Below are 26,490 nucleotides of genomic sequence, written 5' to 3' on the forward strand. Positions count from 1 at the left end.
CGGTCCGGCCCCTGATTTTGGCACGCCCATCACGGGCGGGCCGGTTCAGACGTCTTCGCGCAGGACCTCGGGCAGCTGCTCCACGTAGACGGTCTGGGGCGGTTCAAAGTACATGACGAGGACGCGCTCCCCTACGGGGTACACGCTGGACTCGTCGTAGGGGTGGGCGTGGAACGCCGTGGTGCCGCCATGGAACGCAACCATGACCTCGCCCACCGTTCCCGGCCCCACCACTCCCGAGACGCGGCCCACCCGCCCCGTCAGGCTCCTGTCCATGTCCCTACGGTTGGGGCGGCTGGCTGCCATCGCCGTTGCCTTTCCTCAGCGGGCCGGCGCCCTTCTTCAGTGATTCGGTCAGGGCGGGCAGGTAGCTGCCCACCTGCGCCAGGATCCCGCCCACCATCTCGTTGACGCCGTCGCCGCCGTTGAGCACGGTCAGCTGGCCCACGTGGCCAAACGGTTCGGCTGCCGCGGCGACAATGGAGGGCATGTTTTCGGCCAGCTGCTGCGCGATGACGGCTTCCTGGTTGGTGCCGAGGGCTTCGGCACGGGCCTTGATGCCATCGGCCTCGGCCAGCGCCTTGGCCTTGATGGCCGACGCCGCAGCCTCCCCGCGTGCCTTCGTCGCCGCGGCCTCGGCCTCGCCGGTGATCTTCGTTGCCCCCGCCATGGCTGCGGCGGCCGTGGCGTTGGCCTGCGCCTCCACTTCCGTCTTCCGCGCCCGTGCCTCGGCGGCGCTGATGTCCGCGGCCTTCTGCGCTTCGGCCTCGGTCCGCTGGGCATAGGCCCGGGCGTCGGCGGGCTTGCGGACGGTGGTCTGCAGCTTCTGCTCTTCGCGGTCTGCCTCCAGCTTGGCCACCTGGGTCTCCTGCACCACCACCTGCTGCCGCGCCGTCGCCTCCGCCAGCGGGCCGGCCTGTGCCGCGTTGGCCCGGGCCCGCTCGGCGTTGGCCTGGGCGGCAGACTGCTTGATGGCGGAGATGCTCTGGGCGTCGGCAACGAGGGCCGCTGCCTCCGCCTCCTTCTCCGACGCCTCCCGGTTCCGCGTGGCCTCGGCCACCCTCGCCTCCATCATGACCTGGGCAATGTGCGGCTTGGCCAGGTTTTGGATGTACCCGGTGGGGTCCTGCAGGTCCTTGATCTGCAGCGAATCCACCACCAGCCCCAGCTTCTCCATTTCAATGCCGCTGGCACTGCGCACCTGGGAGGCGAGCTTGTCCCGCTCCCGGATGATTTCCTCCACCGTCATGCTCCCGATGATGGAACGCAGGTGGCCCTCAAAGACGTTGTACACCTGGCTTTCCATCTTCGGCTGCTGTCCCAGGAAGCGTCTTGCCGCATTGGCGATGAACGGCGTCGAATCCCCAATCTTGAAGATCACCACGCCCTCCACCACCACTTGGATGCCCTGTGAGGTGACGCAGTTGACCTGCAGTTCGGTTTCGTTCAGGGTCAGCGACAGGGTGCGCACGGTTTGCAGCCCGGGGAGCACCAGCGCGCCCTTGCCGGTGACGATCCTAAAGTCCATGCCGTCGGTGGTGGCGGGGCGGCTGCGCCCAAAGCCGGAGATGATCAGGGCCTCGTTGGGCTCGGCCACCTGCCACATCTTTTTCACGGTCGCCCGGACCAGCACCAGGAACACCACGACGGCAACAATGATGATGATGAGGGGAAGGAATGCTAACAGCACCGGCATGGCGGTGACCCTTTCGCGGGGCCAGCATCGCCCGGATGGCTGGCCGTGGACCGCGGGCGTACCCGTCGGCCCGGAAATGTAGATGGCGCTGTCCGCGGGGGCGGCCCTGCCGGGAGGGCCGTGTCCGCGTCAACGGGCCCGACGCCGACAGCTCGCCGGCGGCGGGAACGAAAGGCTGCGAGGTGGCCCAGTCGTGTGACGGACCAGTACTTTTATGCTGCGCGCAACATTACCCGCCGATGCTTGGAATTCACCCACTGCCGGCCGTGGACGGGGCCGGCAGTTGCCTGGCCCGTTCAGTCCCCCGAAGGCTGCCCCGCCGGCTCGGCGAACCACAGCCGCGTTTCACCGTATTTCTTCGCCGCCAACAGCTCCAGCGACGCCGGCCAGGCAGGCTCGGGCGTGCGGGCCGAGCGTTCCACCACAACCACGGCGTAGGGGCTGAGCCGCGGGCCCAGCAGTCCCAGCACCTCGGACAGCTCCGGCTCGGTCAGCGGGTACGGCGGGTCCAGGAAGACCAGGTCCCACCGGTCCACGTCGGCGTCGTCCGCCCGGGCCAGGAACGTCTCCACGCGGGAGCGCTGCACCGTCACCACCTTGCTGCCGCGCACCTTGTTCACCAGTGCGGCATTGCGCTGGCACACCCCGGCCGCCTTTTCGTTGAACTCCACCAGCTCCACGGACTTGGCCCCGCGGCTGGCGCTCTCCACGCCGAGCGAGCCCGAGCCCGCGTACAGGTCCAGGACCCGGACATCGGCGAGCATGTCCATGGATTCCAGGCGTGAGAACAGGGCCTCCTTCACCCGGTCCGTGGTGGGCCTGGTGCCGTCGCCGGGCACCGAAATGAGCGGCGTCCCCCCGGCGGCCCCGGCAACAATCCGGCTCATGCGCGCACCCCTGCAGCCACTGCAAAACCACTAGCCACGTTCAAGGAATGCCTCATTCTGTTCGGTCAGGTAGGTGTCGATTTCAAGTTTCAGGGCCGGATGCTGCTTCAGCTCCGGATCCGCGGCGACGATCCCCGTGGCGTCCGCACGGGCCCGCTCAATCAGGTCCTCGTCGCGCAGCACGCTGAGCACGCGCAATCCGGAACGGCCGCCGGACTGCCGGGCGCCGAGGATGTCTCCCTCGCGCCGCAGTTCCAGGTCCTCGCGGGCGAGGACAAAGCCGTCGGTGGTCGCCGCCACGACGTCAAGGCGCTTCCGGCTGGGGTGCCCGTGTTCCAGACCGGTCACCAGCAGGCACAGGCCCGGATGCCCGCCCCGGCCCACACGCCCGCGCAGCTGGTGCAGCTGCGACATGCCGAACCGGTCGGCGTCGAGTATCACCATGAGGGTCGCATTGTGCACGTCCACGCCCACCTCAATCACGGTGGTGGCCACGAGCACGTCGATGTTGCCGGCGGCGAATTCCGCCATTGTCCCCTGCTTGTCCGCGGAGTCGAGCCGGCCGTGCAGCGCCTCGATGCGCCTGCCTGCCAGCGCCGGGACTGTACGCAAGTACCTTACGACGTCGAGCACCCCGGCCATGGGGCGGTCCTCGCCGTCCGCGGGGGTCCCGGCAGGCCCGGACTCCGGATCGTCGCCGATCTTGGGGCACACCACATACACCTGGCGGCCGGCGTCAATCTCCTCGCGGGCGCGCTCCCACACCCGCGTTTCCCACTGGGGGTGGTCGGCCAGCGGCGCCACATGGGTGGTGATGGGTGCGCGGCCCCTGGGCAGCTCGGTCAGTTCGGACACTTCCAGGTCGCCAAAGACCGTCATGGCAACGGTGCGCGGAATGGGCGTGGCCGTCATGACCAGCAGGTGCGGCGGCTTGGCCGCCTTTGAGCGCAGGACGTCGCGCTGTTCCACGCCAAAGCGGTGCTGTTCATCCACCACGATCAGCCCCAGGTCGGCAAACTGCACGTTGTCCGAGAGCAGCGCGTGCGTGCCGATCACAATCCCTGCCTCGCCGGACGCGGCCGCCAGGAGTGACTTCTTGCGGGCGGCGGCCGGCATGGACCCGGTCAGCAGCACCACGTTGGTGGCGTGCGGCCCGCCCAGCAGCGGGCCCTCGCCCAGGCTGCCCAGAAGAGCCAGGATGGAGTTCAGGTGCTGGGCGGCGAGCACCTCGGTGGGGGCCAGGAACGCGGCCTGCCCGCCGGCGTCGACCACCTGGAGCATGGCGCGCAGCGCCACCACGGTCTTGCCCGAACCCACTTCGCCCTGCAGCAGCCGGTGCATGGGATGGCCGGCTGCAATCTCCCCTGCCACCAGGTCACAGATCTGCTGCTGGCCGCCCGTGAGCGTGTAGGGCAGCTGGGCGTCAAAGGCTTCCAGCAGCGCACCGGCAACCAGCGGCCGGGCCGTGGCGTCCTGCTGCAGGGCCTCGATGCGTTTCCGGGCCAGCGCCGTCTGCAGTGCCAGGGCTTCCTGGTAGCGGAAGCGCTGCCGGGCCCGCGGCCAGTCCTCCATGGTGGCGGGCACGTGGATTTGTTCGTAGGCCTCCCACAGCGGCATGAGCCTTTCCCGTGCGGCAATGGCCGCCGGCACCGGGTCCGGGACCTTGCTGAGGTCCAGGGCCGGCAGCAGGGCTGCGATGACGGCCTGGGTTTTCCAACTCGGGAACTTTGCGGTGGCCGGGTAGACGGGCACGGGCATGACGGCCTGGATCTCGGCTTCATGCTCGGCCAGGGGGTCATCCGGCAGCAGCACGTAGTCCGGGTTGGTTAGGGACTTGTGCCCGCCGTACAGCGAAACCCGGCCGGAAAACATGGCCAGCACGCCGGGCCGCAGCTCCTTTTGCGCCGTCCAGCCGTTGAAAAAGCTGATCTTCAGGTTGGAGGGGCGCCCCGAATTGTCCGTAATGACAACGTCGCTGATGGTTCCCTTGCGCCGTTGCATGTGGCGGGTGGAGAGGTCGACGACGCGGGCCAGGATGGTCACTTCCTCGTCGAGCGGAAGCTTGTCCAGCTCGGTCAGTTCTCCGCGGGCCAGGTAGCGCCGTGGAAACTGGTGCAGCATCTGCCCGACGGTGGTGAGCTCGAGGTGCTTTTCCACCGACTTAGCGGTGGCGGCCCCCACGAGCCGGGACAGCTGCAGGGCCAGGTCGGGGTATTCGCGGGGCCGCGGCGGCTGCGGCTCGTCCGGCACGCCGCCCAGGGCGGGGTGGGCGCCGTCAGAGGAGGTCATGGGCGTCTGCGACGGCGTTGGGGCTCAGGGCCGAAATGCTGACGTTGCTTGGATCACCCACGGCCTGAATGGCGTCCAACGCGATGGTTGGCGACGGAACGTGGACGTGCACGCGCCACGGGTAGGCGCCGGTGTCGTCGGCCTGTTCCGAGACGGCGCTCATGATGACCGATTCCCCCAGCTCATCCAGCTGCATGCGCAGCCCGGCCGCCGCCAGCGGCGTGAGGCTGATGGTGCACATGACTTCCACGCCCAGCTGTTCGGGCATGTCCAGGGCAATGTTGGGGTCCTGGACCTTGTAGCCGGAGAGCCCGTCGAGCAGGTCCTCCTGCAGCGGCTCGCCCACCACCACGGAGCGCAGGCAGTCCAGGATCAGCAGCAGGCCCACGCCGCCGGCGTCCACCACGTGGGCGTCGGCCAGCACGCCGAGCTGGGACTCGGTCAGCACCACGGCCTCCCGGGCCGCGGCCACGGCGCCGTCCAGGGCCAGTGCCAGGGCCGCGTTGGAGTCGTCGCCGTTGAGCGTGGATTCCACCTCGGAGGCGCCGTGGGCGGCGGCCTCCAGCACGGACAGCATGGTCCCGGGCATGGGCTCGCTCAGCGCACTCCAGGACCGCAGCTGGGCGCGGTGCAGCGCGGCGGCCAGCAGGGGCCCGTTGAGGCGCGGCTGCCCGGCCAGGGGCTCGGCCATGGCGCTGAGGAACACGGAAAACAGGGTGCCGGAATTGCCGCGGGCCTGTTCCATGGCGGCGCGCCCTGCGGCGGCCATGGTGGCACCGGCGTCGAGCGGGTCCAGGTCCGCCACGGCCTGGGAGGCGGACCGGACCGTCTGGTACAGGTTGGTGCCGGTGTCGGCGTCGGCCACCGGGTAGATGTTGATGGCGTTGAGCCGGTCGCTGTGATTGGCAAGCGTCTGCTCGGCCTTGGCCAGCCAACGCCGAATTACGGGGGCAGTTGCGGCAATCTTAGACTGCAAAATGATCCCATCCCACAGCGCCGTCCACGACGCTTTTGAAGTTCCGTCCGTCGATGGTCACAGCCGGTTGGCCGTCGCCCGCGGACACTATTGAGCCTATCCCAATGAAGCCGGACGGGAGCGCAACGTTGGCTGGGAATGTGGATAACAATCCGTGGTCCTCGCCGCCGCTGAGCACCCATTGCAGCGGGTCCGTGCCCAGTGCCTGCGCGCATTCGGCCAGTCCATCCGCCAGCTTTTCCAGAACGACGCCGGCCAGGTCCAGGCCGGTGCCGCTGGCCGCGGCAAGGCGCCCGGCGTCGCGGAGCAGGCCGTCGGAAATGTCCATCATGGCGGTGGCGCCGGCGCGGGCTGCGGCGGCGCCGGCGGCCAGGGGCGGCTGCGGCCGGTTGAAGAGGTCGGCCGCGTTTTGCAACGCGGGTGTGTACTGTGCCGGGGCGATGCTGCTTTCCTGCAGCGCCCACCCGGCGGCCGAATATCCCAGCTTGCCGCACACGGCCACCATGTCCCCGGGGCGGGCGCCGCTGCGCAGCACGGGGTCCCGGCCGGCCAGGGAACCGGTCACCGCCACGGTGACCACGATCTCGGAGCCGCCGGACAGGTCGCCCCCCGCCACGGAACATTGGCCCGCCCCGAGGGCGTGGATCGCGGCAGCCAGGCCGTCGGCCAGCGCCTCGACCCAGGCGACCGGCGTCGTGCCCGGCAGGGTCAGGCTTACCACCATGGCGGTGGCCTCGGCGCCCATGGCATTGATGTCGCTAAGATTCTGGGCCGCGGCCTTCCAGCCGACGTCGTAGCCGGTGGTGGCGTAGCCGTTGGGCCAGGCGAGTCGGAAGTCCTTGTCCTGGACCTGGGTGTCGATCGAGATGACCGTGCGGCCGTCGGGGGCGGCGATGATGGCTGAGTCGTCGCCGGGGCCGAGCAGCGTGGACGTGCCGGAGGGCAGGCGCGGGAAGATGCGGGCCAGCAGGGCCGATTCGGAGAGTTCGGCGACGGTGAGGGTCATGGTTTAACCGTAGCGGGTGGGGCCGACACCGGGCGGCTGTCCCTGGGCTGATGCGGCGCCGGGCCTGTTGCCCCGCCCGTGCGTTGCTGTGAAGATGATCCTGATGACTGACGTGACGCACTACCTTCAGGCCTATGACGACCAGCTCCGGACGGACGCCGAAACGCCCAGCGCGCTCAGCGTCGCCGTGCTTGGCCCGCTGCGGCTGGTGACCTTTGCCGGCGGCCGGGGATTCATCACGTACCGGGACCTGGCCGGCTCCGGGGACATTGCCGCCCTGGTGGCCGACGCGCTGGCCCACTTCCGCGCCGACCCCGCCGTGACCGGCGTCGAATGGAAGACCCGCGGCCACGACCGGGCCCCGGGGCTGCATGAGGCGCTGGTGGCAAACGGCTTTGTGCCGGGCGAGCCCGAATCCATCATGGTCGGCCCGCTGGCGGGGCTGTGCCGGAACGCCCCCGTGCCTGCCGGGGTGGTGCTGCGGAAGGTGACGGCCGACGCCGACGTGCGGGCCATGAGTGCCATGGCCGATGAGGCGTTTGGCGAATCCGTCAACACCCGCGCCGCGGACGCCCTGCTGGCACGTTTGGCCCGCCGCGACGGCATGGAACTGTGGGTCGCGGCGACCGGCGGCCGCATGGTCGGCGCCGGCCGGCTGGAGCCGGTGCCCGGCACCGGCTTCGCCGGGCTCTGGGGCGGCGCCACCCTGGCCGAGTTCCGGGGCCGGGGCATCTACCGGGCGCTGACGGCCGCGCGGGCGCGCTCGGCGATGGCCTTGGGCAAGACGCTGGCGCACAGCGACTCCACGGAATTTTCCCGCCCCGTCCTGGAGCGCTCGGGGCTCGTCAAGGTCTCCACGACCACGCCGTACGAATGGACCCGCTGAGACGTCTCCCTGCGGGCCATTCCTGCCAGTGCAGCCGGGGGCGTGCCATACCGTCGGCGGCGTGCGAAATTTCACCCGCCCCCAACGGTTTGGCACGCCGCCAGCGAAACGAAGGCTGGGGCACCGCGCGGGCGGGAATCCTGCCCGCCGTTATGACATGTGGACAAAAGTCCGCCCCAACTTGACTCTTTTGGACAGAACTGTCATTCTGATGCAATAAATAGCAGTGACCCTCGTCACGTTTGAACTATTTGGTCACCTGGAGCGAAGGAGCTGCCATGCCATTTTCTGCCGTCAACCCGGGGTCGACAGACATCACCCCCATATCGTTCCACCCGGTGCTCTGGATCGCTGCTGCGGCCGTCTTTGCCGTCATCATCCTGCAGTCCCTGATTTACCTTCGGGCCATCCGCAAGGCCGCGCCCGCCGCCAACCTCACGGACGGCCAGGTCACCAGCTCAGTCCGCCGCGGCGGCATCGCGGCCATCGGCCCTTCACTCGCCGTGGCGCTCGTGGCCATTTCCCTGCTGCCGCTGTTCAGCACTCCGGCCGTGCTGACCCGCATCGGCCTGGTCGGCTCAGCGGCCTTCGACGTCGCCGCCGCCGGCCTCGCCGCCCAGTCACAGGGCGCCGGGCTGGGCGGTCCGAGCTACACGCAAAAGGTCTTCGCGATCGGCTTCGCGGCCATGACCCTTGGCGGCCTGGTCTGGATGGTCACGGCGCTCATTCTCACCCCGATCCTCGCCAAGGGCGACAAGCGGCTGCGCAACGTCAACCCCGCCGTCATGACCGTGGTGCCGGGCGCGGCCATCCTCGCGGCGTTCTTCACCCTCGCCTTCGCCGAGACCACCAAGTCCGGCACCCACATCGTCACGGTGCTCGCCTCGGCGGCCGTGATGGGCCTGTGCCTGGCCGCGGCGAAATACTTCAAGAAGCCCTGGCTGCGTGAATGGGGTCTGGGCATCGCCATCCTCGTCTCCCTGGCCGTCGCCTACTTCCTCACCGCCAAGTAGCAGAACCGAAAGAGAAACCCCATGTCTTCCCAGACCAGCACCCTCGGCGGGCTCGCCCAGTTCGACCGCACCACCTCCATCTGGGGCCCGATCACGCTCGGGCTCGGATTCCTCATCTCCCTCGGGGCCGCCCTTTTCGTCGCCTTCGGCACAGGACTTGGCATCACGGCCGCTGAGGTGTGGAACGCCTTCAGCATCGTCTTTGCAACGTTCGGCATCATCGCCATTGTCGAACCCATCTCGTACTACCCGATCCTGGGGCGTTCCGCGATGTACCAGGCGTTCATGATCGGCAACATCGCCAACAAGCTGCTGCCGTCGGCGATCATCGCCCAGAGCGACCTCGGCGAGAAGCCGGGCACCCGCCGCGCCGAGCTCATCGCCGGCGCGGCCATCATCGGGGCCGCGTTCGTGCACCTGCTGTCGCTGGTGGTGTTCGTCGGCATCCTCGGCACCTGGCTCCTCGGGCTGCTGCCGCCGGGACTGATCAGCGTCGCCCGCCTCTACATCCTTGCTGCGGTGTTTGGCGCCGTGACCGTCCAGACCATCATTGCGATGAAGACCCTGCGCACCACCATCATCGCCGGCCTTGTCGCCGCCGTCGTGGTGTTCGGCGCCGTCCACGCCGCTCCGCAGCTCACCAACTATGCGACGGCTATTTCGGTGGTCTGCGCGATCCTCATCGCCTGGTTTGCCCGCAAGCGCGACACCGTCCAGCCGCCGGCCCCGGTGTCCGTCGGCCACTAGCACCCCCAACCCAGCACAGCCAACAGGAGAATCCACCATGCCAGGTACCGCAACCACCGTCGCCCTCGCCACGGGCATCAATGTCCCGGACAGTTTCCTCACCGAACACATCGAGATGTACAAGGCCTTCCACCGCACGCCCGAGCTCTCCTCCTGCGAACAGCGGACCGCGGAAACCATTGAGGCACGCCTGAGTGAACTCGGCATCGAGCACTTCCGCTGCGGCGGCACCGGCGTCGTCGGCCTGCTCAGGAACGGTGAGGGCCCGGTCATCGGATTCCGCGCCGACACCGACGGGCTCCCCATCGCCGAGGAGACCGGCCTCGACTACGCCAGCCGCTCAACGGGAACCTTGCCGGACGGTTCCAACGCCCCCACCATGCACGGCTGCGGCCACGACACCCACATCACCGCCGCACTCGCTGCCGCCGCGTACCTGGTGGACGCGCGCGAGACGTGGGCGGGAACGGTGGTGTTCCTCTTCCAGCCCGGCGAGGAAACCGCCAGCGGGGCCAGGGCCATGGTCGACGACGGGTTGTGGGACCGTGCGCCGCGCCCCGACGTGGTGCTGGCCCAGCACGTCATGCCGGCCGCGGGCGGCACGTTCTGGCTGCGCGCCGGCAACATGGCCAGCCTCGGAGATTCGCTGCGGGTCACCGTCCGGGGCCGCCAGGCGCACGGTTCACAGCCGGAGAAGTCCCGGGACCCGATTGTCGCCGCCGCGGCCATGGTCATGCGGCTGCAGGCCGTCGTCTCCCGCGAAGTCGCGCCGATGACGCCGGCCGTGGTCACGGTCGGCACCTTCCACGCCGGCCTGAAGGAAAACATCATCCCCGAGACGGCCGAATTCACCCTGAACATCCGCACGCCGGAGCAGGAGGTCCGCAACACCGTCATTGCCGCCGTCCGCCGGATCATCTCAGCGGAGGCCGCGGCCTCCGGCATTGCCGAGCCGGAGATCACCGAAATCAACAGCTTCCCGCGCCTGTTCAACGACGCCGAAAACACCGCCCGTGCCACGCGCGCGCTCACGGCCGCATTCGGCCCCGACGCCGTCATCGACAGCGCCCTGGGCATGGGTTCGGAAGATGCTGGATGGCTGGGCGACGCCATCGACGTCCCGGTCGTTTTCTGGGCCTTCGGCGCCTTCCCCCGGGAGGCGTTCGCCAATGGCGCCGCACCGGCGGGCAACCACTCCCCGCACTTCGCCCCCGACGCCGGGCTTGCGGTCACGAACGGCACGGGCGCCGCACTTGCCGTGCTGCTCGACCACCTCGGCAAGTAGCCGCCGGGGCCGCCAGCGGCCCCGTGCCGCCGCCGGCCGACCCCGCATGGAATGATGCATCCATGGAATTAGACGAACTCGACCGGCAGATCACGGCGGCCCTGCTCCGCAACGGCAGGGCGCCCTGGCGGCTCATTGCAGACGTGCTGGGGCAGCAGGAACGGACCGTGGCCCGGCGCGGCAACCGGCTGCTGGCCTCGGGGAACGTCCGGGTCCAGTCATTCCCCAACCCGCTCGCCCTCGACAACGTGGACCTGTACATGCTCCGCGTCCGGGTTGAACCGGCGGCACTGCGGTCCGTCGGCGCCTGGCTGGCCGGCCGCCCCGACACGCACTGGGTCTCCGGCCTGGCCGGATCCAGTGAGTGCATCGTGGAAATGTTTGTCCGGCCCGGGGACCTGGGGCAAATACTGTATGGCGAAGTGGCCGCACGCGACGGTGTGCGGGACTTCTCGCTTGAACCGGTCCTGGAGTACCACCGCACCGTCTCCGGCTGGGCCCCCGACCTGCTCACCGTTGATCAATATGACGCCCTATACGCAGCCGAGCAGCCCCAGCTCATCACGCGGTTCGCCGCCACCGACCGTGCCCGGATCGACGACACCAACCGCGCCATCATCGACCTGCTGCGCGCGAACGGGCGGTCCACGAATGAAGAGCTGGCCACAGCACTGTCAATCTCCAAGGCCACGGCCGGCCGGCGGGTTGAAGCACTCATCGCCTCCGGGGCCGTGACCATCCGCGCTGTCCTGGACCCGGCCATGCTCGGATACCCCGTCGAAGCCCTGCTGGAAATGGCGTGCACGGCGGCACAGCTGCCGGCCGTGGGACGGCACGTGGCCGGCCACCCGACAACGCGCTGGGCCGCCTCCGTGGGCGACCGGCTCCTGGTGCAGACGGCCGTGCCCACCCTTGGCCACCTCAAGGACGTCATCGCGGAGTTCGGCGCACTCGACGGCGTGCAACGGTTCACTTCCTCGCTCTACGTGGACATCTTCAAGCGCAGCACCGTTGTCTACATTGGTGGGCAGCTGCCGCTCGTAGCCGTGTGATTAAGCAGGTAGGTCGCAGTTGTTACAGTTTTTGCGGCGAAAACCCGCCGAAAACGGTAACAACTGCGACCTACGTGGTGAGAGGCTACTGCTCCTGCATCGGGATGCGGACGCCGCGCTCGGCGGCCACCTCGACGGCGCGTTCATAGCCGGCGTCGACGTGGCGGATCACGCCCATGCCGGGGTCGTTGGTCAGCAGCCGCGAGAGCTTTTCCGCGGCCAGGGCGGAGCCGTCGGCGACGGACACCTGGCCGGCGTGGATGGAGCGGCCGATCCCAACGCCGCCGCCGTGGTGGATGGACACCCAGGTGGCGCCCGAGGAGGTGTTGAGCAGGGCGTTGAGCAGCGGCCAGTCGGCGATCGCGTCGGAGCCGTCCTTCATGGCTTCGGTTTCACGGTAGGGCGAGGCGACGGAGCCGGAGTCCAGGTGGTCGCGGCCAATGACGATCGGGGCCTTGACCTTGCCGGAGGCCACCAGCTCGTTGAACAGCACGCCGGCCTTGGCACGTTCGCCGTAGCCCAGCCAGCAGATCCGTGCCGGCAGGCCCTCGAACTCAACGTGCTCGGCGGCGGCGTCGAGCCAGCGGTGCAGGTGGGCGTTCTCGGGGAACAGCTCCTTCAGCGCCTCGTCGGTGACGCGGATGTCCTCCGGGTCGCCGGAGAGTGCCACCCAGCGGAACGGGCCCAGGCCCTCGCAGAACAGGGGGCGGATGTAGGCCGGGACAAAGCCGGGGAATTCAAAGGCCCGCTCATACCCGCCCTTGCGCGCCTCGTCGCGGATTGAGTTGCCGTAGTCGAACACCTCGGCCCCGGCATCCTGGAATTCCACCATGGCCTGCACGTGGCGGGCCATCGCGTTCTGGGACTTCTTGGTGAATCCCTCCGGGTCTGCCTCGGCCTCGGCAGCCCATTCCGCCACCGTGTATTCGGTGGGCAGGTAGGAGAGCGGATCGTGCGCGCTGGTCTGGTCGGTGACAATGTCCACCGTGAATTCCCCGGCCTTGTGGCGGCGCAGGATCTCCGGGAACACTTCGGCGGCATTGCCCACAACACCCACGGACAGCGGGGTCCTGGCCTCCTTGGCGGCCAGCACCTTCCCCAGTGCGGCATCCAGCGAGGGAGCCACCTCGTCCAGGTAACGCTTGCCCACGCGGCGCTGCAGGCGCTCCTCGGACACGTCCACGATCAGGCACGCGCCGCCGTTCAGGGTGACGGCCAGCGGCTGGGCCCCGCCCATGCCGCCGCAGCCGCCGGTCAGGGTCAGCGTGCCGGCCAGGGTTCCGCCGAAGCGCTTCTCGCCGATCGCGGCAAAGGTCTCAAAGGTGCCCTGCAGGATGCCCTGGGTGCCGATGTAGATCCAGGAGCCGGCCGTCATCTGGCCGTACATCATCAGGCCTTCGGCCTCGAGCTTGCGGAATTCGGGCCAGGTGGCCCAGTCCCCCACCAGGTTGGAGTTGGCCAGCAGCACGCGCGGGGCCCAGACGTTGGTGCGGAAAACACCGACGGGCTTGCCGGACTGCACGAGGAGGGTTTCGTCGTCGTCGAGCGTCTTCAGCGTGGCGACGATGGCGTCGTAGGCCTCCCAGGATCGGGCGGCGCGGCCGGTCCCGCCGTAGACCACCAGGTCCTCGGGGCGCTCGGCAACCTCGGGGTCCAGGTTGTTCATGAGCATGCGCAGCGGCGCCTCGGTCTGCCACGACTTGGCCGAGAGCTCGGTGCCGCGGGCTGCGCGGATGGTGCGGGAGGGGTCATGCATCGTTGCCATGATGGTTTCCTTAGCTGTTGGTTCAAAATTCCGTGTGGGATTTCCCTTAGTTCCATCCAACCCCCGACGGCCCTGCGATCCTAGGCTTTCGACAGGCCAGGTGTCTGTGATCCAAGACAATGCGGGCGCCCCGGGCGGAGGCCCTACACGAAGGCGGCAATCCCCGTTATCGCCCGGCCCGCCACGAGCGTGTTGATCTCATAGGTGCCCTCGTAGGTGTAGATCGCCTCGGCGTCGCAAAAGACCTTGGCCATCTCGTAGTCCACTGAAATGCCGTTCCCGCCCAGGATCCCGCGCCCCAGCGCAACGGTCTCGCGCATGCACTTGGTGACGAAGGCCTTGGCCAGCGCGGAATGTTCGTTGCGCGTGGTGCCTGCATCCTCCAGCTGCGCCAGCCGCACCATCATCCCCATCGAGGCCTGCGCGTTGGAGAGCATCGTGACCAGCTGCTCCTGGATGAGCTGGAAGCCGGCAATGGGCCTGCCGAACTGCCGGCGCTCCACGGCGTACTTGCGGGCCACGTCGAAGGCGGCCAGCTGCATGCCCACGGCCTGCCAGCCCACCGTGGCACGGGTCGTCTTGAGCACCTTGTTGGTGTCGCGGAAGCTGTTGGCGCCCGCCAGCTTGTTGAAGTGGGGCACGACGACGTCCGCCAGGACAATGTCGGCATTCTGGACCGCGCGCAGGGCAATGCGGTTCTCGATCACGGTGGCGCTGAAGCCGGGCGTGGAGGTCTCCACCAGAAAGCCCTTGACCTGGCCGTCGGCGGTGTCCTTCGCCCACACCAGCACGTAGTCGGAGAAGGTGGAGTTGCCGATCCAGCGCTTTTCCCCGTTGAGGATCCAATGGTCCCCGTCGCGGACGGCGGTCGTGGTGGTGCCGCCGGCTACATCGGAGCCCGCCAGCGGCTCGGTGATGGCAAAGACGCCGGTCTTCCGCAGCGCGTAGATGTCCGGCAGCCAGGCGGCCTTTTGTTCCTCGGAGGCCAGCAGTTCGATGGACCCGGTGAACAGCCCGTCATGGCCGCTGAAGAAGGTGCCGAAGGACGCATCCACCCGGTGGATGGCGGCCGTGACCATGCCGGCCAAAAGGTGCGAATGGCCCTGGCGGCGGACGGGGCTGACCATGTCCAGCTCCGCAACGCCCGGAATGAGGTGGACGGGGAATTCGCTGCGGCCCCAGTACTCGCGGGCAATGGGGCGCACGTTGGCCTCCATCCAGTCACGGATGGTGTTCAGGCGGGCCAGCTCATGGGCGGGGAGCAGGCGTTCAAAGTAAAGGAAGTCGGCGTCGGCGTAGGGCAGCTCGGCTGGCGAACTCATGGGTCTGTTCCTCCGAAAGGTTGGTTGGGGTGTCTTTTTCGAACATAGCCGCACGGCCGGGACGCGGATGGCGCGGATCACAGAAACCACCTCTTTGTCTGTGATCACAGACGTGATTCCTGAAGCCCATCTCGGCCCGGGCCCGGGCCGTGCTCAGATTAAGCAGGGCAATTCAACATCCCGCCACGTACTTCCCAGCTCCCAACAGAGGAACGCCATGTCAAGGATTGAAACAGTGAAAAAGTCGGGACCGGTGGTGGAGCGCCGCTCCATCGACTTCGTCCCGCACAGCGAACGCCACGGCCGGCCGTTTGGCCAGTTCACGCTGTGGTTCGGCGCCAACATGCAGATCACCGCCATCGTCACCGGCGCCCTCTCGGTGATCTTCGGCGCCGACGCCTTCTGGGGCATCATCGGCCTGTTCATCGGCAACCTGCTCGGCGGCACGGTCATGGCCCTGCACGCCGCCCAGGGGCCCAAGCTGGGCATGCCGCAGATGATCTCCAGCCGCGCCCAGTTCGGCGTTTTCGGCGCAGTCATCCCCCTGGTCCTGGTCATCGTCATGTATCTCGGCTTCGCGGCCACCGGCGCCGTCCTGGCCGGGCAGGCGGTGTCGGAGGTCATCCCCACCGGGCACCCCGCCGTCGGCGTCGTCATCTTCGGCGCGCTGACGGTGCTCGTGGCCACGCTGGGCTACAAGTACATCCACATGCTCGGCCGCCTCTCCACCATTGTGGGCGTCCTCGGCTTCACCTACCTGGCCGTCATGCTGTTCAGCAAGCACGACGTCGGCGCCGTCATGGGGGTGGGCAACTTCGCCTTCCCCACGTTCCTCCTGGCCATTTCCCTCAGCGCCGGCTGGCAGCTGACCTACGGCCCCTACGTGGCCGACTACTCCCGCTACCTGCCGGCCAAGACCAACGCCGGCAAGACGTTCTTCTCCTGCTTCGCCGGCGCCGTGCTGGGCTCCCAGTGGTCCATGACGCTCGGCGCCCTGTTTGCCGCCATTGCCATGCCCAAGGGCCATGGGTTCCTGGACGGGCAGGTGGCCTTCGTGGGCGAGCTGTCCGGCGGCGGGGCCATCGCCATCCTGATGTACATCGTGATCGTGGTGGGCAAGCTGACCGTCAACACGCTCAATGCCTACGGCGGATACATGACGATCCTGACGTCCGTGAGCGCGTTCACCCACCAGCTGCGCTTCGCCCCGTGGGTGCGCTTTGCCTACGTGATCGGCTTCATCACCGTCTCGGTCATCATCGCCATTGCCGCCTCGGCGGACTTCATCGACAACTTCAAAAACTTCGTCCTGCTGCTGCTCATGGTCTTCATCCCGTGGAGCTCCATCAACCTGGTGGACTTCTGGCTGGTCTCCAAGGAAAAGGTCGACGTCCCGGCCCTGTACGACCCCAAGGGCCGCTACGGCGCCTGGAACGTCCCGGCACTGCTGACCTACCTGCTCGGCGTGGTGGTCCAGATCCCGTTCCTGGCCCAGACCATGTACACCGGCCCCATTACCCCGCTGCTGGGCGGCGCCGACATCTCCTGGCTCGTGGGCCTGGTGGTCACCGCCGCCGTCTACTACCCGGTGGCCCGCAGGTTCCAGCGCCCGCCGGCGGCCATGGTGTACCCGGAGGACCTCGACGCCGACCCGGTGGCAGTGACCTCCGCGTAGCACCAAGGCACCGGCCCGGGGGCACGACCCCGGCGCCATCGCAGCGGCCGCCACCACGGTGACGGCCGCTGCCGCGTCCGCGCAGAATGTTCGCACCGGTCCGATTTCCCGGCGGCCAGGCAGCGACCCCCTTGGTCCGAAAAACATCCTTGAAGGGACGCTGCGGCCGTGCCATGCTGGAGTTTTCCACGAGGAGGAATCATGCAACGGATCGTGCCCAACGTATGGTGCCAGGGCAACGCGGCGGAAGCCGGCGCGTTCTACTCCGCGGTGCTGCCGGAAACGTCGTCGGCGGTCACCATGAGCTACCCGATGGACGACCTGCCCGACTTCCAACGCGGCTATGCCGGCCGGCCCCTCATTGTGGATGTGACAGTGGGCAGCTACCAGATCCGCCTCATCAACGCCGGAAACGAATTCCGCCCAACACCTGCGCTGTCCTTCATCCTGAACGTGGATCCACGGCTCGTCGACGGCGGCGGGGACCAGGCACGCACCCGCATCCACAGCATCTGGGACGCCTTGGCCGACGGCGGCGAGGTGCGCATGCCCCTGGGCGCGTACCCGTTCAGCAAACTGTACGGCTGGGTCGAGGACCGATTCGGGGTCAACTGGCAGCTCATGCTGGCCGACCCGGGGGCAGAGCGGCGGCCGATGCTCATGCCACAGTTCCTTTTTACCGGCCCCGCCGCCCAGGCCCGGCAGGCGATCGACCTCTATACCGGCCTTCTCCCGGATTCGGGCACCGGCATGCTCGTGCCCCAACCGGCAGATCCGGACGCCGTCATGTTTGCCGAGTTCCGACTGGCCGGCCAATGGTTCTCCGCCATGGATGGCGGCACGGCCCACGACTTCACGTTCACCCCGGGGCTTTCACTGGAGGTCAACTGCGCAGGACAGGAGGAGATCGACGCCTTGTGGGAGGTGCTCTCCGCCGTGCCCGAGGCCGAGCAATGCGGTTGGTCGGTGGACCGGTTTGGCGTGAGCTGGCAGATTGTGCCGGACAACATGGGCGAGCTGATGCAAAAACCCGGCGCCTACCAGCGGATGCTGGACATGAAGAAAATCATCATCGCCGAACTGTGAGCGTCCGCGGCCACTGGGCCGGCCGCAACACCGGAGTGCCCGGTGTTTTTTCGCTGCCCCGGGGCGGCGTCAGCCGCTGGGCCGCAGCCGCCGCGAGATTTCCGCCGCGCAGCGCTTGACGTCCGGCAGCCACTGGTCGGCCAGGTCCTCCAGCTGCACGGTCCGCTCCGGCACAACGCCTTCCGCGGCATTGCGCGCGGCCGCGGCAGGGGACAACGCCGGCCGGTTGGCCACGGTGAGCGTCACGCTGGCCACGGCATAGCCGCTGCGGTCCACCACGGCCACGGCCAGGCTGGAGAAGCCGTCGGTGACCTCGTCCTGTTCCCAGGAGAATCCGCGCTCGCGGATGCGTTCGAGGATCTCGTTGAGCGCCTCCACGGAGTGGACGCCGTTCTCGTAGCGGGTGGGAAACGCCTCCGGTCCCGGGTACAGCGCGGCCAGCTGGGCGGCGGACATGGACGCGAGCATGGCCCGGCCGCTGGCCGTCAGGTGGGCGGGGAGGCGGACGCCGGCGTCCGTGACCAGCTCACGCTGCCGCTTGGCCCGTTCCTCAATCACGTAGATGACCTCGCGCCCGTGCATGACGGCCAGGTGCGCGGTGCGCCGGGTGCGGGCCACGAGCTGGGCGATCGGGAACCGGGCGATGCGCTGCAGCGGCGCCTGGCGCGAGTAGCCGGTGCCGAGCTCGTGGGCGGTCACGCCCAGCGCATACTTGCGCTCCTCCGGCAGGTGCACCACAAAGCCGTCGTCCACGAGGGCCGCCAGCAGGTGGTAGGTCGTGGAGCGGGGCAGTTCCACATCGCGCGCAATGGCCGCAGCGCCCACAGGGCCGCCCTGGGAGGCAACGTAACGCAGCACGGAGAGGACGTTCTTGGCGGCAGGCACCTGCGCCGCGGGCTGTGGGGCGTTCATCCCACCATGGTAGCGCCGTCTGTGATCACAGACGCATTGACCGGCACCACCGTGTTCCGGGCCGCCTTTCGATGGTCGGATGGGGAGGACAGACCTCCGGCCCGCGCGCCGAACCACCGTTGCAAAGGACAGTGCCAGCCATGACCGCCACGCCCGCCCCAGAGAACCGCTCCCCCGCCGCCGGGCCCGGGCACCCAGGCTCCCTTGAGGGCCTGCGCGTCCTGGACCTCTCCCGGGTGCTGGCCGGCCCGTTCTGCGCCATGATCCTGGCCGACCTCGGCGCGGAGGTGATCAAGGTGGAAAGCCCCGACGGCGACGACTCCCGCCATTTCGGCCCCTGGTACAACGGCGAATCCGCCTACTACCGCCTGTTCAACCGCAGCAAGTACGGGGTCACCATGGACCTTAAGGACGACGGCGGGCGCGGCCGACTGCTGGAGCTGGCGCGCCGCTCCGACGTCCTCATCGAGAACTTCCGCCCGGGCGTCATGGACCGGCTCGGGCTGTCCGCCGAACACCTCATGGCGGAAAACCCGCGGCTGGTGATCGTCAGCATCACCGGTTTCGGCCAGGACGGGCCGCTGCAAAAGGCACCCGCCTACGACCTGATCGCCCAGGCCATGAGCGGACTCATGTCCATCACGGGCCTTCGGGGCGGGGATCCCACCCGTGTGGGCATCAGCATTGGCGACGTCATCCCGGGCCTTTACGGTGCCATCGCGGCACTGGCCGCCATCAACGAACGTCACCACACCGGCCGCGGCCAGCACATCGACGTGGCCATGCTGGACAGCCTCGTCTCGGTCCTGGAATCCGTGGGCATGCGCGCACTCCACGGCGGGAGGCCGGTGGCGTGCGGCAACGACCACGCCATGTCCACGCCGTTCAGCACCTATGCGACCGGGCGCGGTTCCATTGCCATTGCCATCGCGGGCGACCGGCTGTTCCCGCGCCTGACGGCGGCCCTGGACCGCCCGGAGTGGCTGGCGGACGAACGGTTCAGCGAGCAGACCCGCCGCAACGGATTCCCCGGTGAGTTCCGGGCCGCCCTCGAAGGTGCGCTGCAGGCATACACCGCCGAGGAGGCCATCGAGCTGCTCTCCGCCCACCACGTTCCGGTCTCGAAGGTGCACACGGTCAACGAAGCCCTCGAAAGTGAGCACGCGGCCCACCGCGGCGCCGTCGCCACGGAGTCCGACGGCTTCCGGACACTGGCCTCCCCCCTGCGCCTGAAGGGTTCCGTGGCGCCCTCGCCCGCACCCACCCTGGGCCAGCACAACGGCATGGTTGACCGATGGCTTTCCGGACCCGTGCGCACGGGCCGCTAAGGCACCGGGTCTCGACGCGCCCGGCCAGCGGGGACTCAACCGCCGAGCTTGGCCGCCGCCAGGTATGACCCGAGTGAATCGTCGGTGAGGGCCTTCGCTATGGCCGAGATGGCGGCGTCGTCCTTCAGGACGATTGACTGGCCGTCCGGGCTGGTCCCGGTGCCCAGCGTGGGGAGGGTGAAGGACACCACGTCCGGGCCGCGCACCGCGTACAGGCCCAGGGCCAGCGCGCCCACGGTGGCCGAATCCAGACCCTTGTCCACGCTGAGGTACGGGGAGGCCTGGTCCACCAGGCGCGTGGCCTTGACCGGGTTGGCCAGGGTTGCCGGGGCCAGGATGGTGTTCATGACGGCCTTGAGGAAGATCTGCTGGTCCTTGACGCGCTGGTAGTCGCCGTCGGCAAAGGCATGGCGCTCCCGCACGAACGCAAGTGCCTGGTCCCCGTTGAGCTTTTGCGGTCCCGCCTTGAGCGTCATGTCCGTCGTGTAGGCCTTGAAGCCGACGGGCACGTTGACCTCCACCCCGCCCAGGGCATCGGTGATCGCCTTGAAGCCCTGAAAGTCCACGATCGCCACATGGTCGATCCGGTTCCTGAACAGCCCCTCGAGCGTCTGCACCACCAGCGGCACTCCCCCGTAGGCCATGGCCGCGTTGATCTTGGCCTGCCCGTGCCCGGGAATGTCCACCCATGTGTCCCGCAGGATCGACATCAGGTAGACGTGCTTGCGGTCCGCCGGGATGTGCACCCACATCATGGTGTCCGAGCGCTGGTCCGAAGGTTGGCCCTCCTCGGACTGTTGAAGCGGGGCGGCGCGGGTGTCGCTGCCCAAGATCAGGATGTTCATGGCGTTCGACGCCGGGCCCTCCGTGGGCTTGACCGGCCGGGACGCCCCGCTGGGGAACGCCTGCGCGATCTTTTGCGTCTTGGTGTCATAGCTGTGGGCCAGGTTGAACACGAACAGGCCGGCAACCACCGCGGCCGCCACCAGGATGGCCGGGAGGAACAGCAGCACGTTGCGTCCGGTTTTGCGTCGGTGCCGGGCAGGGACCGGCGCAGCCATGTGTTCGCTCATGGCAGCATCATCCCACCGCAAGGTGGCGAACGTGCCGTCAATGTGGATGGATGCCGCCCCGTTGTTGCCCGCCCGTGACATTTCCGGCGCGAATGCGGCCGGCGCTACCCGCCCGACCGGGCCACGGCCGGCAACCTCAGCAGTGTCACGTAGCATGCCGTCGCCAGGGCCCACAACGTCGCCATGATGAGGGAGCTGACATCCTCCCCGTAGTTGAGGAAGCTCCCGCCATTGAATCCGGCGCCGAGGACCAGGACGCCGGCCACAATGGTGAGTGCCAGATGGCTGCGCCGCCCAGCTCGGGCCGCCTGGACGACCAGGCCGATGGCGGTCAGCACCAGGACCACCCCCAGCCCGGCGTGCAGGGCGAGCCACACTCCGCCATGGGCCAGGGCCCAGGCGACGCCTGCCGTCACGCCGCCAAAGTATTCGGCGGCGTTGGCACCGGGATGCACCTTGGGGACATGCACGAAGAGGTTCACCACCATCCCCAGCAGGTACTGCGCCAGCAGCAGCATGACCGCAAGGAAGGCACCCCGGCGCAACCCGCGCCCCCGCCGCGCCGCCGCGTCCTCGACCCTGCCCATGGTTTCATTATCCGCGCCTTCTACGGGCACCGTACAGTCTCCGGCGGGGGTTCCCAGTTTCCCGGGCTAGGCTTGATCCATGCGTTTGAAATCCCCGTCCTGGCGGTCCGCTGTGCCCTGTGCAGCCGCCGCCCTCCTGGTCCTGACCGGTTGTGCGCCGTCCGTGGGCGTGGCTGCCGCCACGGATTCCAACAACCCTGCCTGTGCCCCCATGATGGTTTCCCTGCCGGACACCCTGGCAGGCGCCCAGCGCCGCACCACCACCAGCCAGGCCACCGCCGCCTGGGGCAACCCGTCGCTGGTCATCTTGCGGTGTGGCGTCGAAGTTCCCGGGCCCACCACCGCCAGGTGCGTCGGGGTCAACGGCGTCGACTGGATCATCAAGGAAGGTGACCCGGACTGGACCATGACCACCTACGGGCGCAACCCCGCCGCCGAGGTGACCATCGACCCGAACAAGATCGCTTCCAGCTCCGTGCTGGCCGAACTCTCCAACGCAGCCGACAAGCTGCCGAAGGTGCGCGCGTGCGTGGGCCCGGCCGATGTGGAGAACCTCCCCAGCGCGAAGGCGGGCTAGAAGGCCTGCGTCCGGGCCGCGCCAAGTTTCCACAATGAGGTGGTCTCGCGTGAGCGGGCGTCGAAGAAGGGATCGTTGCGGTCCATGGAGCGCGGGTGTTTCGCCGGCGTGTCCAGCCTGTCCCTGATGACGAGCCCGGCCGCCTCGATCCAGTCCAGGAGCTCGTCGCGGGAGCGCAGGCCCAGGAGTTCGGCGAGGTCGGAGATGACCAGCCAGCCCTCGCCCCCGGGTTCCAGGTGGTCCGCCAGGCCGTTCAGGAAGGCCTTGAGCATACGGCTCTTGGGATCATAGACGGCGTTGTCCAACAAAGTGTGGGGCGTCCCCGGCAGCCACGGCGGATTGCAGACAATCAAGGGCGCCCGGCCGGCGGGGAACATGTCGGCCAGCAGCGGCTCCACCCGGCCCGCCAGCCCCAGCAGTTCCAGGTTTTCCGCAGCGCACGCGATGGCCCGCGGCTCGCTGTCCGTGGCAATGACCCTTGCAACGCCCCGCCGGGCCAGGATGGCAGCCAGGACGCCGGTGCCCGTGCCAATGTCGAACGCCAGCTCCCGCGACGGCAGCCCGGCCTGCGCCACCAAATCCAGGTATTCGCTGCGGATGGGGGCAAACGTCCCATAGTGCGGATAAATCACGGCATCCAGGGCTTCGACAAACAACCCGTTCCGGCGCCATTCCCAGGCCCCGATGGCCCCGAGCACGTCCTGCAACGGCACCACCACCGGCCCGGTGACGGGGCCGGCGGCGGCCAGCCAGGCCCCGGCAATGTCCGGGGCGCGGCGCAGTGCGACGGCGGGGCCCGCCTCCAGCGGCACCAGCAGCAGGCCGAGCACCCGGGCCCGCTGGGAGCGGGACTGGCGGTAGCGGTAGAACGCTTCGGCCACGGTTTCGCCGCGGTGCTTGTGCTTCCTGGTGCCGTCCGGCAGCCGGCGGGCCAGGGCGGAGAGCAGCTGGCGGGCGTTGTGGTAGTCGCCGGTCCACAGCATGGCCGTGCCCTGGGCAGCGAGGCGGTAGGCGTCGTCGGCGGTCAGGGCGTCATCAACGGCCACTACGGTCCTTGGCGCCTTGGCACCGTTGGCCGAGTGCCACAGCGCGGTGTGCTCCGCGCCGTCCCGCGTCCACGTGACCGTGGCGTGGGCGGCGGCTGTCGGTTCGGTGCTCATGCTGTGGGGCGCTCCTGGGGTTGGCTGGCTGGGATGGGTCTCGACGCACCCGGATTTCGAGACGCCCGATTTCGGCAGGCCCCGATTTCGGCGGGCCCGGACTTCGGCCGGCTCAGTCTCCGGGCACCGGGCTCAGCGCAGGCCGGTCTTCCGGGTCAGGGCCAGCTGCAGCAGTTCGTCGATCAGCTCCGGGTAGGACAGCCCCGAGGCGGCCCACATTTGCGGGTACATGGAACTCGGGGTAAAGCCGGGCATCGTGTTGATCTCGTTGATGACCAGCCCGCCGTCGGCCGTGTAAAAGAAGTCAACGCGGGAGAGCCCCTCGGCTTCGACGGCGTCAAAGGCGCGGGCCGCCTGCTCGCGGACGCGGGCGATGTCCGCCTCCGGCATGTCCGCCGGGCAGCTGAGGTTCACGGCGCCGCCCTGGACGTACTTGGCCTCAAAGTCGTAGAACCGGTGGTGCGCGCCGTCCACCATGGCGATCTCGCCCGGCAGGGAAACGCGCGGGGCATCGCTCCCCCGGCCTTCAAGGACGGCGATTTCAATTTCGCGGCCCACGATGCCGGCCTCGATGACCAGCTTGAGGTCGTGTTCCCGGGCAGCAAGGATCGCGGCGTCGAGCCCGTCCATGGAATCCACCTTGGAGATGCCCATGGAGGAGCCGGCCCGGGCCGGCTTGACGAAAACGGGGAAGCCCAGCGCGGCCACGCTCTCGCGCACACGCTCCGGGTTGACGGTCCAGTCACGGTCCGTCACGGCGACATATGGGCCCACCGTCAGCCCGGCCGCCGCAAACACCACCTTCATGAAGTGCTTGTCCATGCCGATCGCGGACGCCAGCACGCCGGCGCCCACATACCGGGTGTCGGAAAGTTCCAGCAGCCCCTGGATGGTGCCGTCCTCGCCCCACGGCCCGTGCAGCAGCGGGAACACCACGTCCACGGAGCCCAGTTCCTCGGGCACGCTGCACGACTCGGTCACCACCAGCTGGTGGCCGCCGCCCAGGTGGGCCAGCGAAACCGACTTGCCCCCGGCCGCCACCTCAGGCAGGCTGCCACCGGTCAGCGACCAGCCGGCGACGTCATCCCCGGCCAACACCCACTGGCCGCTTTTTGCAATGCCGATGGGAACGACGTCGTACTTGGTCCTGTCAATGGCGCCCAAAACGCCGGCAGCGGTGACGCAGCTGACGGCGTGCTCGCTGGAGCGCCCGCCAAACAGGATCGCCACCCGGATGCGGGCGGGCGCAGCTGTGGAAGGGGTTGTTGCTGGAGTGCTCACGCGTTAGTCGCCTTCGGATTTCAATTCGCGGGCCAGCAGCAGCGGCCCGAGGTCGTCGACAGTCAGTTTACCTTCCAGCACGGCAACCACCGCGTTGGTGATGGGCATGTCAACGCCCACCTTGGCGGCCAGGTCCTTCACGGCGCGGCCGGACTTGATGCCCTCGGCCGTCTGCGTCATGCGGTTGTTGACCTCATCCAGCGTCAGTCCCTCGCCCAACATGCGCCCGGCCGTGTGGTTGCGGCTCAGCGACGACGAACACGTGGCGACGAGGTCGCCGAGCCCGGCCAGCCCGGCCAGCGTCTCCGCCTTCCCGCCGAGTGCCAGCGCCAGGCGCGTGGTTTCCGCCAGGCCGCGCGTGATGACGGTGGCCTTGGTGTTGTCGCCGACCTTCTTGCCCTCGCAGATGCCCACGCACAGGGCAATCACGTTCTTGACGATCCCGCCAATCTCCACGCCCACCACATCGTCCACCGTGTACGGGCGGAAGTACGGCGGCGTGCACAGGGCCGCGACCCACTTGGCCGTGTTCTCCTCCGCGCACGCCACCACCGAGGCCGTGGGTTCCTGCCGCGCGATCTCCATGGCCAGGTTGGGCCCGGACACCACCACCACCCGGTCCTTGCTGAGGCCCAGTTCCTGTTCGATCACCTGGGACATCCGCTGGTCCGTTCCCAGCTCCAGCCCCTTCATCAGGCTCACGACGACGGCGTTCCCCGCCAGGTGCCCGGCCCACCCGCGCAGCTGCTCACGCAGGGTTTGGGCGGGGACGGCCAGCACCACGAGCTCCGCGTCCTCGAGCACCTCCCCGACATCCGTGGAGGCGCTGATGTTCCCGGGCAGCTCCGTGGTGGAAAGGTAGCGGGGGTTGCGGTGCTGGCGGTTGACCTGCTCCACCACCTCCGGCCGGCGCCCCCACAACACTATTTTCCGGTCCGTGCCCTGCGCCGCATCGGCCATGACCTTGGCAAACGTGGTTCCCCAACTGCCGGCACCCAACACCGCGATTTTGGCCGGTGCCGTGCCATCCACGTAGCTCACCGGGCGTCCCCCGTTTCTGTTGTGCCGGCGTCGTTTTGCCCGGGAGCCGTATTTTCGGCCGGCTTGTTTTCGGCGGGCTTCGCCCCGCGCTCAACGAACCGGCCGTGCATGGACTGGTGGTGCGCGGCGGGGTCCCACCGCCCGCCCGGGGCCTTTTCGCCGCGCAGGCCCTCCAGGAGGGCGGTGATGTCGGCCATGATGACCTCGGTCATGGCTTCCAGCGTGGCCTTGTCGCCTGCCTGGCCGGCGAAGGCGCTGAGGTCGACGGGGTCGCCCACCACCACGCGCGTGTTTTTGCGCGGGAAGATCTTGAAGCCCTTGGCGTAGCGCGGGAACACTTCCTGGGCGCCCCAGTGCGCCACGGGGATGACCTTGGCGCCGGTGCCCAGGGCCAGCCGGGCAGCCCCGGTCCGGCCCTTCATCGGCCAGAGGCCGGGGTCGCGGGTGAGGGTGCCCTCGGGGTAGATGATCACGGCACCGCCGTCGGCCAGGACCTGCCTGGCGACGTCGAGCGACTTCCCGGCGCCCACACCGCTGCGCTCCACCGGGATCTGGCCCGAGCTCCTGAGGAGGGACCCGAGCAGGGGCGTGCGGAACAGCCCGTCCTTGGCCAGGAAGTGCGGCATGATGTTTTGGCTGTAGAGCATGTGGCCCACCACGATCGGGTCAATCTCCGTGCAGTGGTTGGGCACCACAATGAAGCCTTCACGGGCGGGCAGCTTCTCCAGCCCGCGCCATTCCTTGCCCGTGAGCCCATTCATGATGGGCAGGGCAATCCCGGCCATGAAGGCAAAAACCAGCCGCATGGACCACGACATGTTTTTCGGTTTGAACGGGCGTTTGGTT

24 protein-coding genes are annotated in these 26,490 nt (G+C 68.6%); 9 read left to right on the forward strand and 15 right to left on the reverse strand.

What is annotated here, in order from left to right; genetic code table 11:
• Nucleotides 1-45: 45 nt before the first annotated feature.
• The 6 genes from MMF96_RS03730 to MMF96_RS03755 form a co-directional block, all read right to left on the reverse strand.
• Nucleotides 46-276 (reverse strand): hypothetical protein, encoded by a 231-nt coding sequence (locus MMF96_RS03730; RefSeq protein ID WP_256127978.1) that lies wholly within the window; start codon nucleotides 274-276, stop codon nucleotides 46-48.
• Between the two features lie 4 nt (nucleotides 277-280).
• Nucleotides 281-1,696: a flotillin family protein gene (locus MMF96_RS03735; protein ID WP_256882595.1), complete on the reverse strand. Its 1,416-nt coding sequence runs from the start codon at nucleotides 1,694-1,696 to the stop codon at nucleotides 281-283.
• Nucleotides 1,697-1,992: 296 nt separating this feature from the next.
• The gene (gene rsmD / locus MMF96_RS03740) at nucleotides 1,993-2,583 is read right to left on the reverse strand and encodes a 16S rRNA (guanine(966)-N(2))-methyltransferase RsmD (RefSeq protein WP_176618669.1); all 591 of its coding nucleotides are present in this window, start codon (nucleotides 2,581-2,583) and stop codon (nucleotides 1,993-1,995) included.
• Between the two features lie 30 nt (nucleotides 2,584-2,613).
• Nucleotides 2,614-4,872: an ATP-dependent DNA helicase RecG gene (locus tag MMF96_RS03745; protein WP_256882596.1), complete on the reverse strand. Its 2,259-nt coding sequence runs from the start codon at nucleotides 4,870-4,872 to the stop codon at nucleotides 2,614-2,616.
• Entirely contained in the window at nucleotides 4,859-5,815 is a 957-nt protein-coding gene (locus MMF96_RS03750; RefSeq protein WP_176618673.1) for a DAK2 domain-containing protein, read from the reverse strand. The genes MMF96_RS03745 and MMF96_RS03750 overlap by 14 nt, the downstream gene beginning before the upstream one ends.
• A gap of 22 nt (nucleotides 5,816-5,837) precedes the next feature.
• Nucleotides 5,838-6,854: a thiamine-phosphate kinase gene (locus tag MMF96_RS03755; RefSeq protein WP_176618671.1), complete on the reverse strand. Its 1,017-nt coding sequence runs from the start codon at nucleotides 6,852-6,854 to the stop codon at nucleotides 5,838-5,840.
• A gap of 103 nt (nucleotides 6,855-6,957) precedes the next feature.
• On the opposite strand from MMF96_RS03755, the gene MMF96_RS03760 reads away from it, so the two are divergent.
• The 5 genes from MMF96_RS03760 to MMF96_RS03780 all read left to right on the forward strand — a co-directional run bounded on the left by MMF96_RS03760 (nucleotide 6,958) and on the right by MMF96_RS03780 (nucleotide 11,837).
• Nucleotides 6,958-7,740, forward strand: a complete 783-nt coding sequence (locus MMF96_RS03760) for a GNAT family N-acetyltransferase (RefSeq protein ID WP_256882597.1) — start codon at nucleotides 6,958-6,960, stop codon at nucleotides 7,738-7,740.
• 278 nt (nucleotides 7,741-8,018) lie between these two features.
• Nucleotides 8,019-8,753 (forward strand): DUF5058 family protein, encoded by a 735-nt coding sequence (locus tag MMF96_RS03765; RefSeq protein WP_176616508.1) that lies wholly within the window; start codon nucleotides 8,019-8,021, stop codon nucleotides 8,751-8,753.
• A gap of 21 nt (nucleotides 8,754-8,774) precedes the next feature.
• Complete coding sequence (locus tag MMF96_RS03770; protein ID WP_176616509.1) at nucleotides 8,775-9,500, forward strand: hypothetical protein; 726 nt, start codon at nucleotides 8,775-8,777, stop codon at nucleotides 9,498-9,500.
• 37 nt (nucleotides 9,501-9,537) lie between these two features.
• Nucleotides 9,538-10,785, forward strand: a complete 1,248-nt coding sequence (locus tag MMF96_RS03775) for an amidohydrolase (RefSeq protein ID WP_256882598.1) — start codon at nucleotides 9,538-9,540, stop codon at nucleotides 10,783-10,785.
• 62 nt (nucleotides 10,786-10,847) lie between these two features.
• On the forward strand, nucleotides 10,848-11,837 hold the full coding sequence (locus tag MMF96_RS03780) for an Lrp/AsnC family transcriptional regulator (protein WP_256882599.1): 990 nt from the start codon (nucleotides 10,848-10,850) through the stop codon (nucleotides 11,835-11,837).
• 85 nt (nucleotides 11,838-11,922) lie between these two features.
• On the opposite strand, the gene hutU is transcribed toward MMF96_RS03780, so the two are convergent.
• Nucleotides 11,923-13,602: a urocanate hydratase gene (hutU, locus tag MMF96_RS03785; RefSeq protein ID WP_256882600.1), complete on the reverse strand. Its 1,680-nt coding sequence runs from the start codon at nucleotides 13,600-13,602 to the stop codon at nucleotides 11,923-11,925.
• A gap of 143 nt (nucleotides 13,603-13,745) precedes the next feature.
• Nucleotides 13,746-14,924, reverse strand: coding sequence for an acyl-CoA dehydrogenase family protein (locus tag MMF96_RS03790; protein ID WP_256882601.1), 1,179 nt, complete (start codon nucleotides 14,922-14,924; stop codon nucleotides 13,746-13,748).
• A gap of 217 nt (nucleotides 14,925-15,141) precedes the next feature.
• On the opposite strand from MMF96_RS03790, the gene MMF96_RS03795 reads away from it, so the two are divergent.
• Both MMF96_RS03795 and MMF96_RS03800 read left to right on the forward strand, forming a co-directional pair.
• Nucleotides 15,142-16,599, forward strand: a complete 1,458-nt coding sequence (locus MMF96_RS03795; protein WP_256882602.1) for a cytosine permease — start codon at nucleotides 15,142-15,144, stop codon at nucleotides 16,597-16,599.
• A gap of 201 nt (nucleotides 16,600-16,800) precedes the next feature.
• Nucleotides 16,801-17,685, forward strand: a complete 885-nt coding sequence (locus MMF96_RS03800; RefSeq protein ID WP_256882603.1) for a VOC family protein — start codon at nucleotides 16,801-16,803, stop codon at nucleotides 17,683-17,685.
• Nucleotides 17,686-17,754: 69 nt separating this feature from the next.
• Here MMF96_RS03800 and MMF96_RS03805 read toward each other — a convergent pair whose 3' ends face one another.
• Nucleotides 17,755-18,597: an IclR family transcriptional regulator gene (locus MMF96_RS03805; RefSeq protein ID WP_176616515.1), complete on the reverse strand. Its 843-nt coding sequence runs from the start codon at nucleotides 18,595-18,597 to the stop codon at nucleotides 17,755-17,757.
• Between the two features lie 140 nt (nucleotides 18,598-18,737).
• On the opposite strand from MMF96_RS03805, the gene MMF96_RS03810 reads away from it, so the two are divergent.
• Complete coding sequence (locus tag MMF96_RS03810; protein WP_256882604.1) at nucleotides 18,738-19,925, forward strand: CaiB/BaiF CoA-transferase family protein; 1,188 nt, start codon at nucleotides 18,738-18,740, stop codon at nucleotides 19,923-19,925.
• Between the two features lie 35 nt (nucleotides 19,926-19,960).
• Here the strand turns inward: MMF96_RS03810 and MMF96_RS03815 are convergent, their stop codons facing one another.
• Nucleotides 19,961-20,998: an LCP family protein gene (locus MMF96_RS03815; RefSeq protein WP_256882605.1), complete on the reverse strand. Its 1,038-nt coding sequence runs from the start codon at nucleotides 20,996-20,998 to the stop codon at nucleotides 19,961-19,963.
• Between the two features lie 104 nt (nucleotides 20,999-21,102).
• Nucleotides 21,103-21,585 carry a hypothetical protein gene (locus tag MMF96_RS03820; RefSeq protein ID WP_256882606.1) on the reverse strand — a complete coding sequence of 161 codons (483 nt, stop codon included), beginning with the start codon at nucleotides 21,583-21,585 and terminating at the stop codon, nucleotides 21,103-21,105.
• A gap of 79 nt (nucleotides 21,586-21,664) precedes the next feature.
• On the opposite strand from MMF96_RS03820, the gene MMF96_RS03825 reads away from it, so the two are divergent.
• Nucleotides 21,665-22,162, forward strand: a complete 498-nt coding sequence (locus MMF96_RS03825; protein ID WP_176616519.1) for a DUF3515 domain-containing protein — start codon at nucleotides 21,665-21,667, stop codon at nucleotides 22,160-22,162.
• Here MMF96_RS03825 and MMF96_RS03830 read toward each other — a convergent pair.
• The 4 genes from MMF96_RS03830 to MMF96_RS03845 all read right to left on the reverse strand — a co-directional run bounded on the left by MMF96_RS03830 (nucleotide 22,159) and on the right by MMF96_RS03845 (nucleotide 26,462).
• Nucleotides 22,159-23,322, reverse strand: a complete 1,164-nt coding sequence (locus MMF96_RS03830; protein WP_256882607.1) for a methyltransferase — start codon at nucleotides 23,320-23,322, stop codon at nucleotides 22,159-22,161. The genes MMF96_RS03825 and MMF96_RS03830 overlap by 4 nt on opposite strands.
• Before the next feature lie 132 nt (nucleotides 23,323-23,454).
• Entirely contained in the window at nucleotides 23,455-24,603 is a 1,149-nt protein-coding gene (locus MMF96_RS03835; protein WP_256882608.1) for a D-alanine--D-alanine ligase family protein, read from the reverse strand.
• A gap of 3 nt (nucleotides 24,604-24,606) precedes the next feature.
• Nucleotides 24,607-25,644: an NAD(P)H-dependent glycerol-3-phosphate dehydrogenase gene (locus MMF96_RS03840; RefSeq protein ID WP_176616522.1), complete on the reverse strand. Its 1,038-nt coding sequence runs from the start codon at nucleotides 25,642-25,644 to the stop codon at nucleotides 24,607-24,609.
• A complete protein-coding gene (locus MMF96_RS03845; protein WP_176616523.1) occupies nucleotides 25,641-26,462 on the reverse strand; it encodes a 1-acyl-sn-glycerol-3-phosphate acyltransferase in 822 nt (273 codons plus the stop codon). Before MMF96_RS03845 ends, MMF96_RS03840 begins: the two co-directional genes overlap by 4 nt.
• Between the last annotated feature and the right edge of the window lie 28 nt (nucleotides 26,463-26,490).

Origin of the sequence: Arthrobacter sp. STN4 (assembly GCF_024539665.1) — a bacterium.
Classification (GTDB): Bacteria; Actinomycetota; Actinomycetes; order Actinomycetales; family Micrococcaceae; genus Specibacter.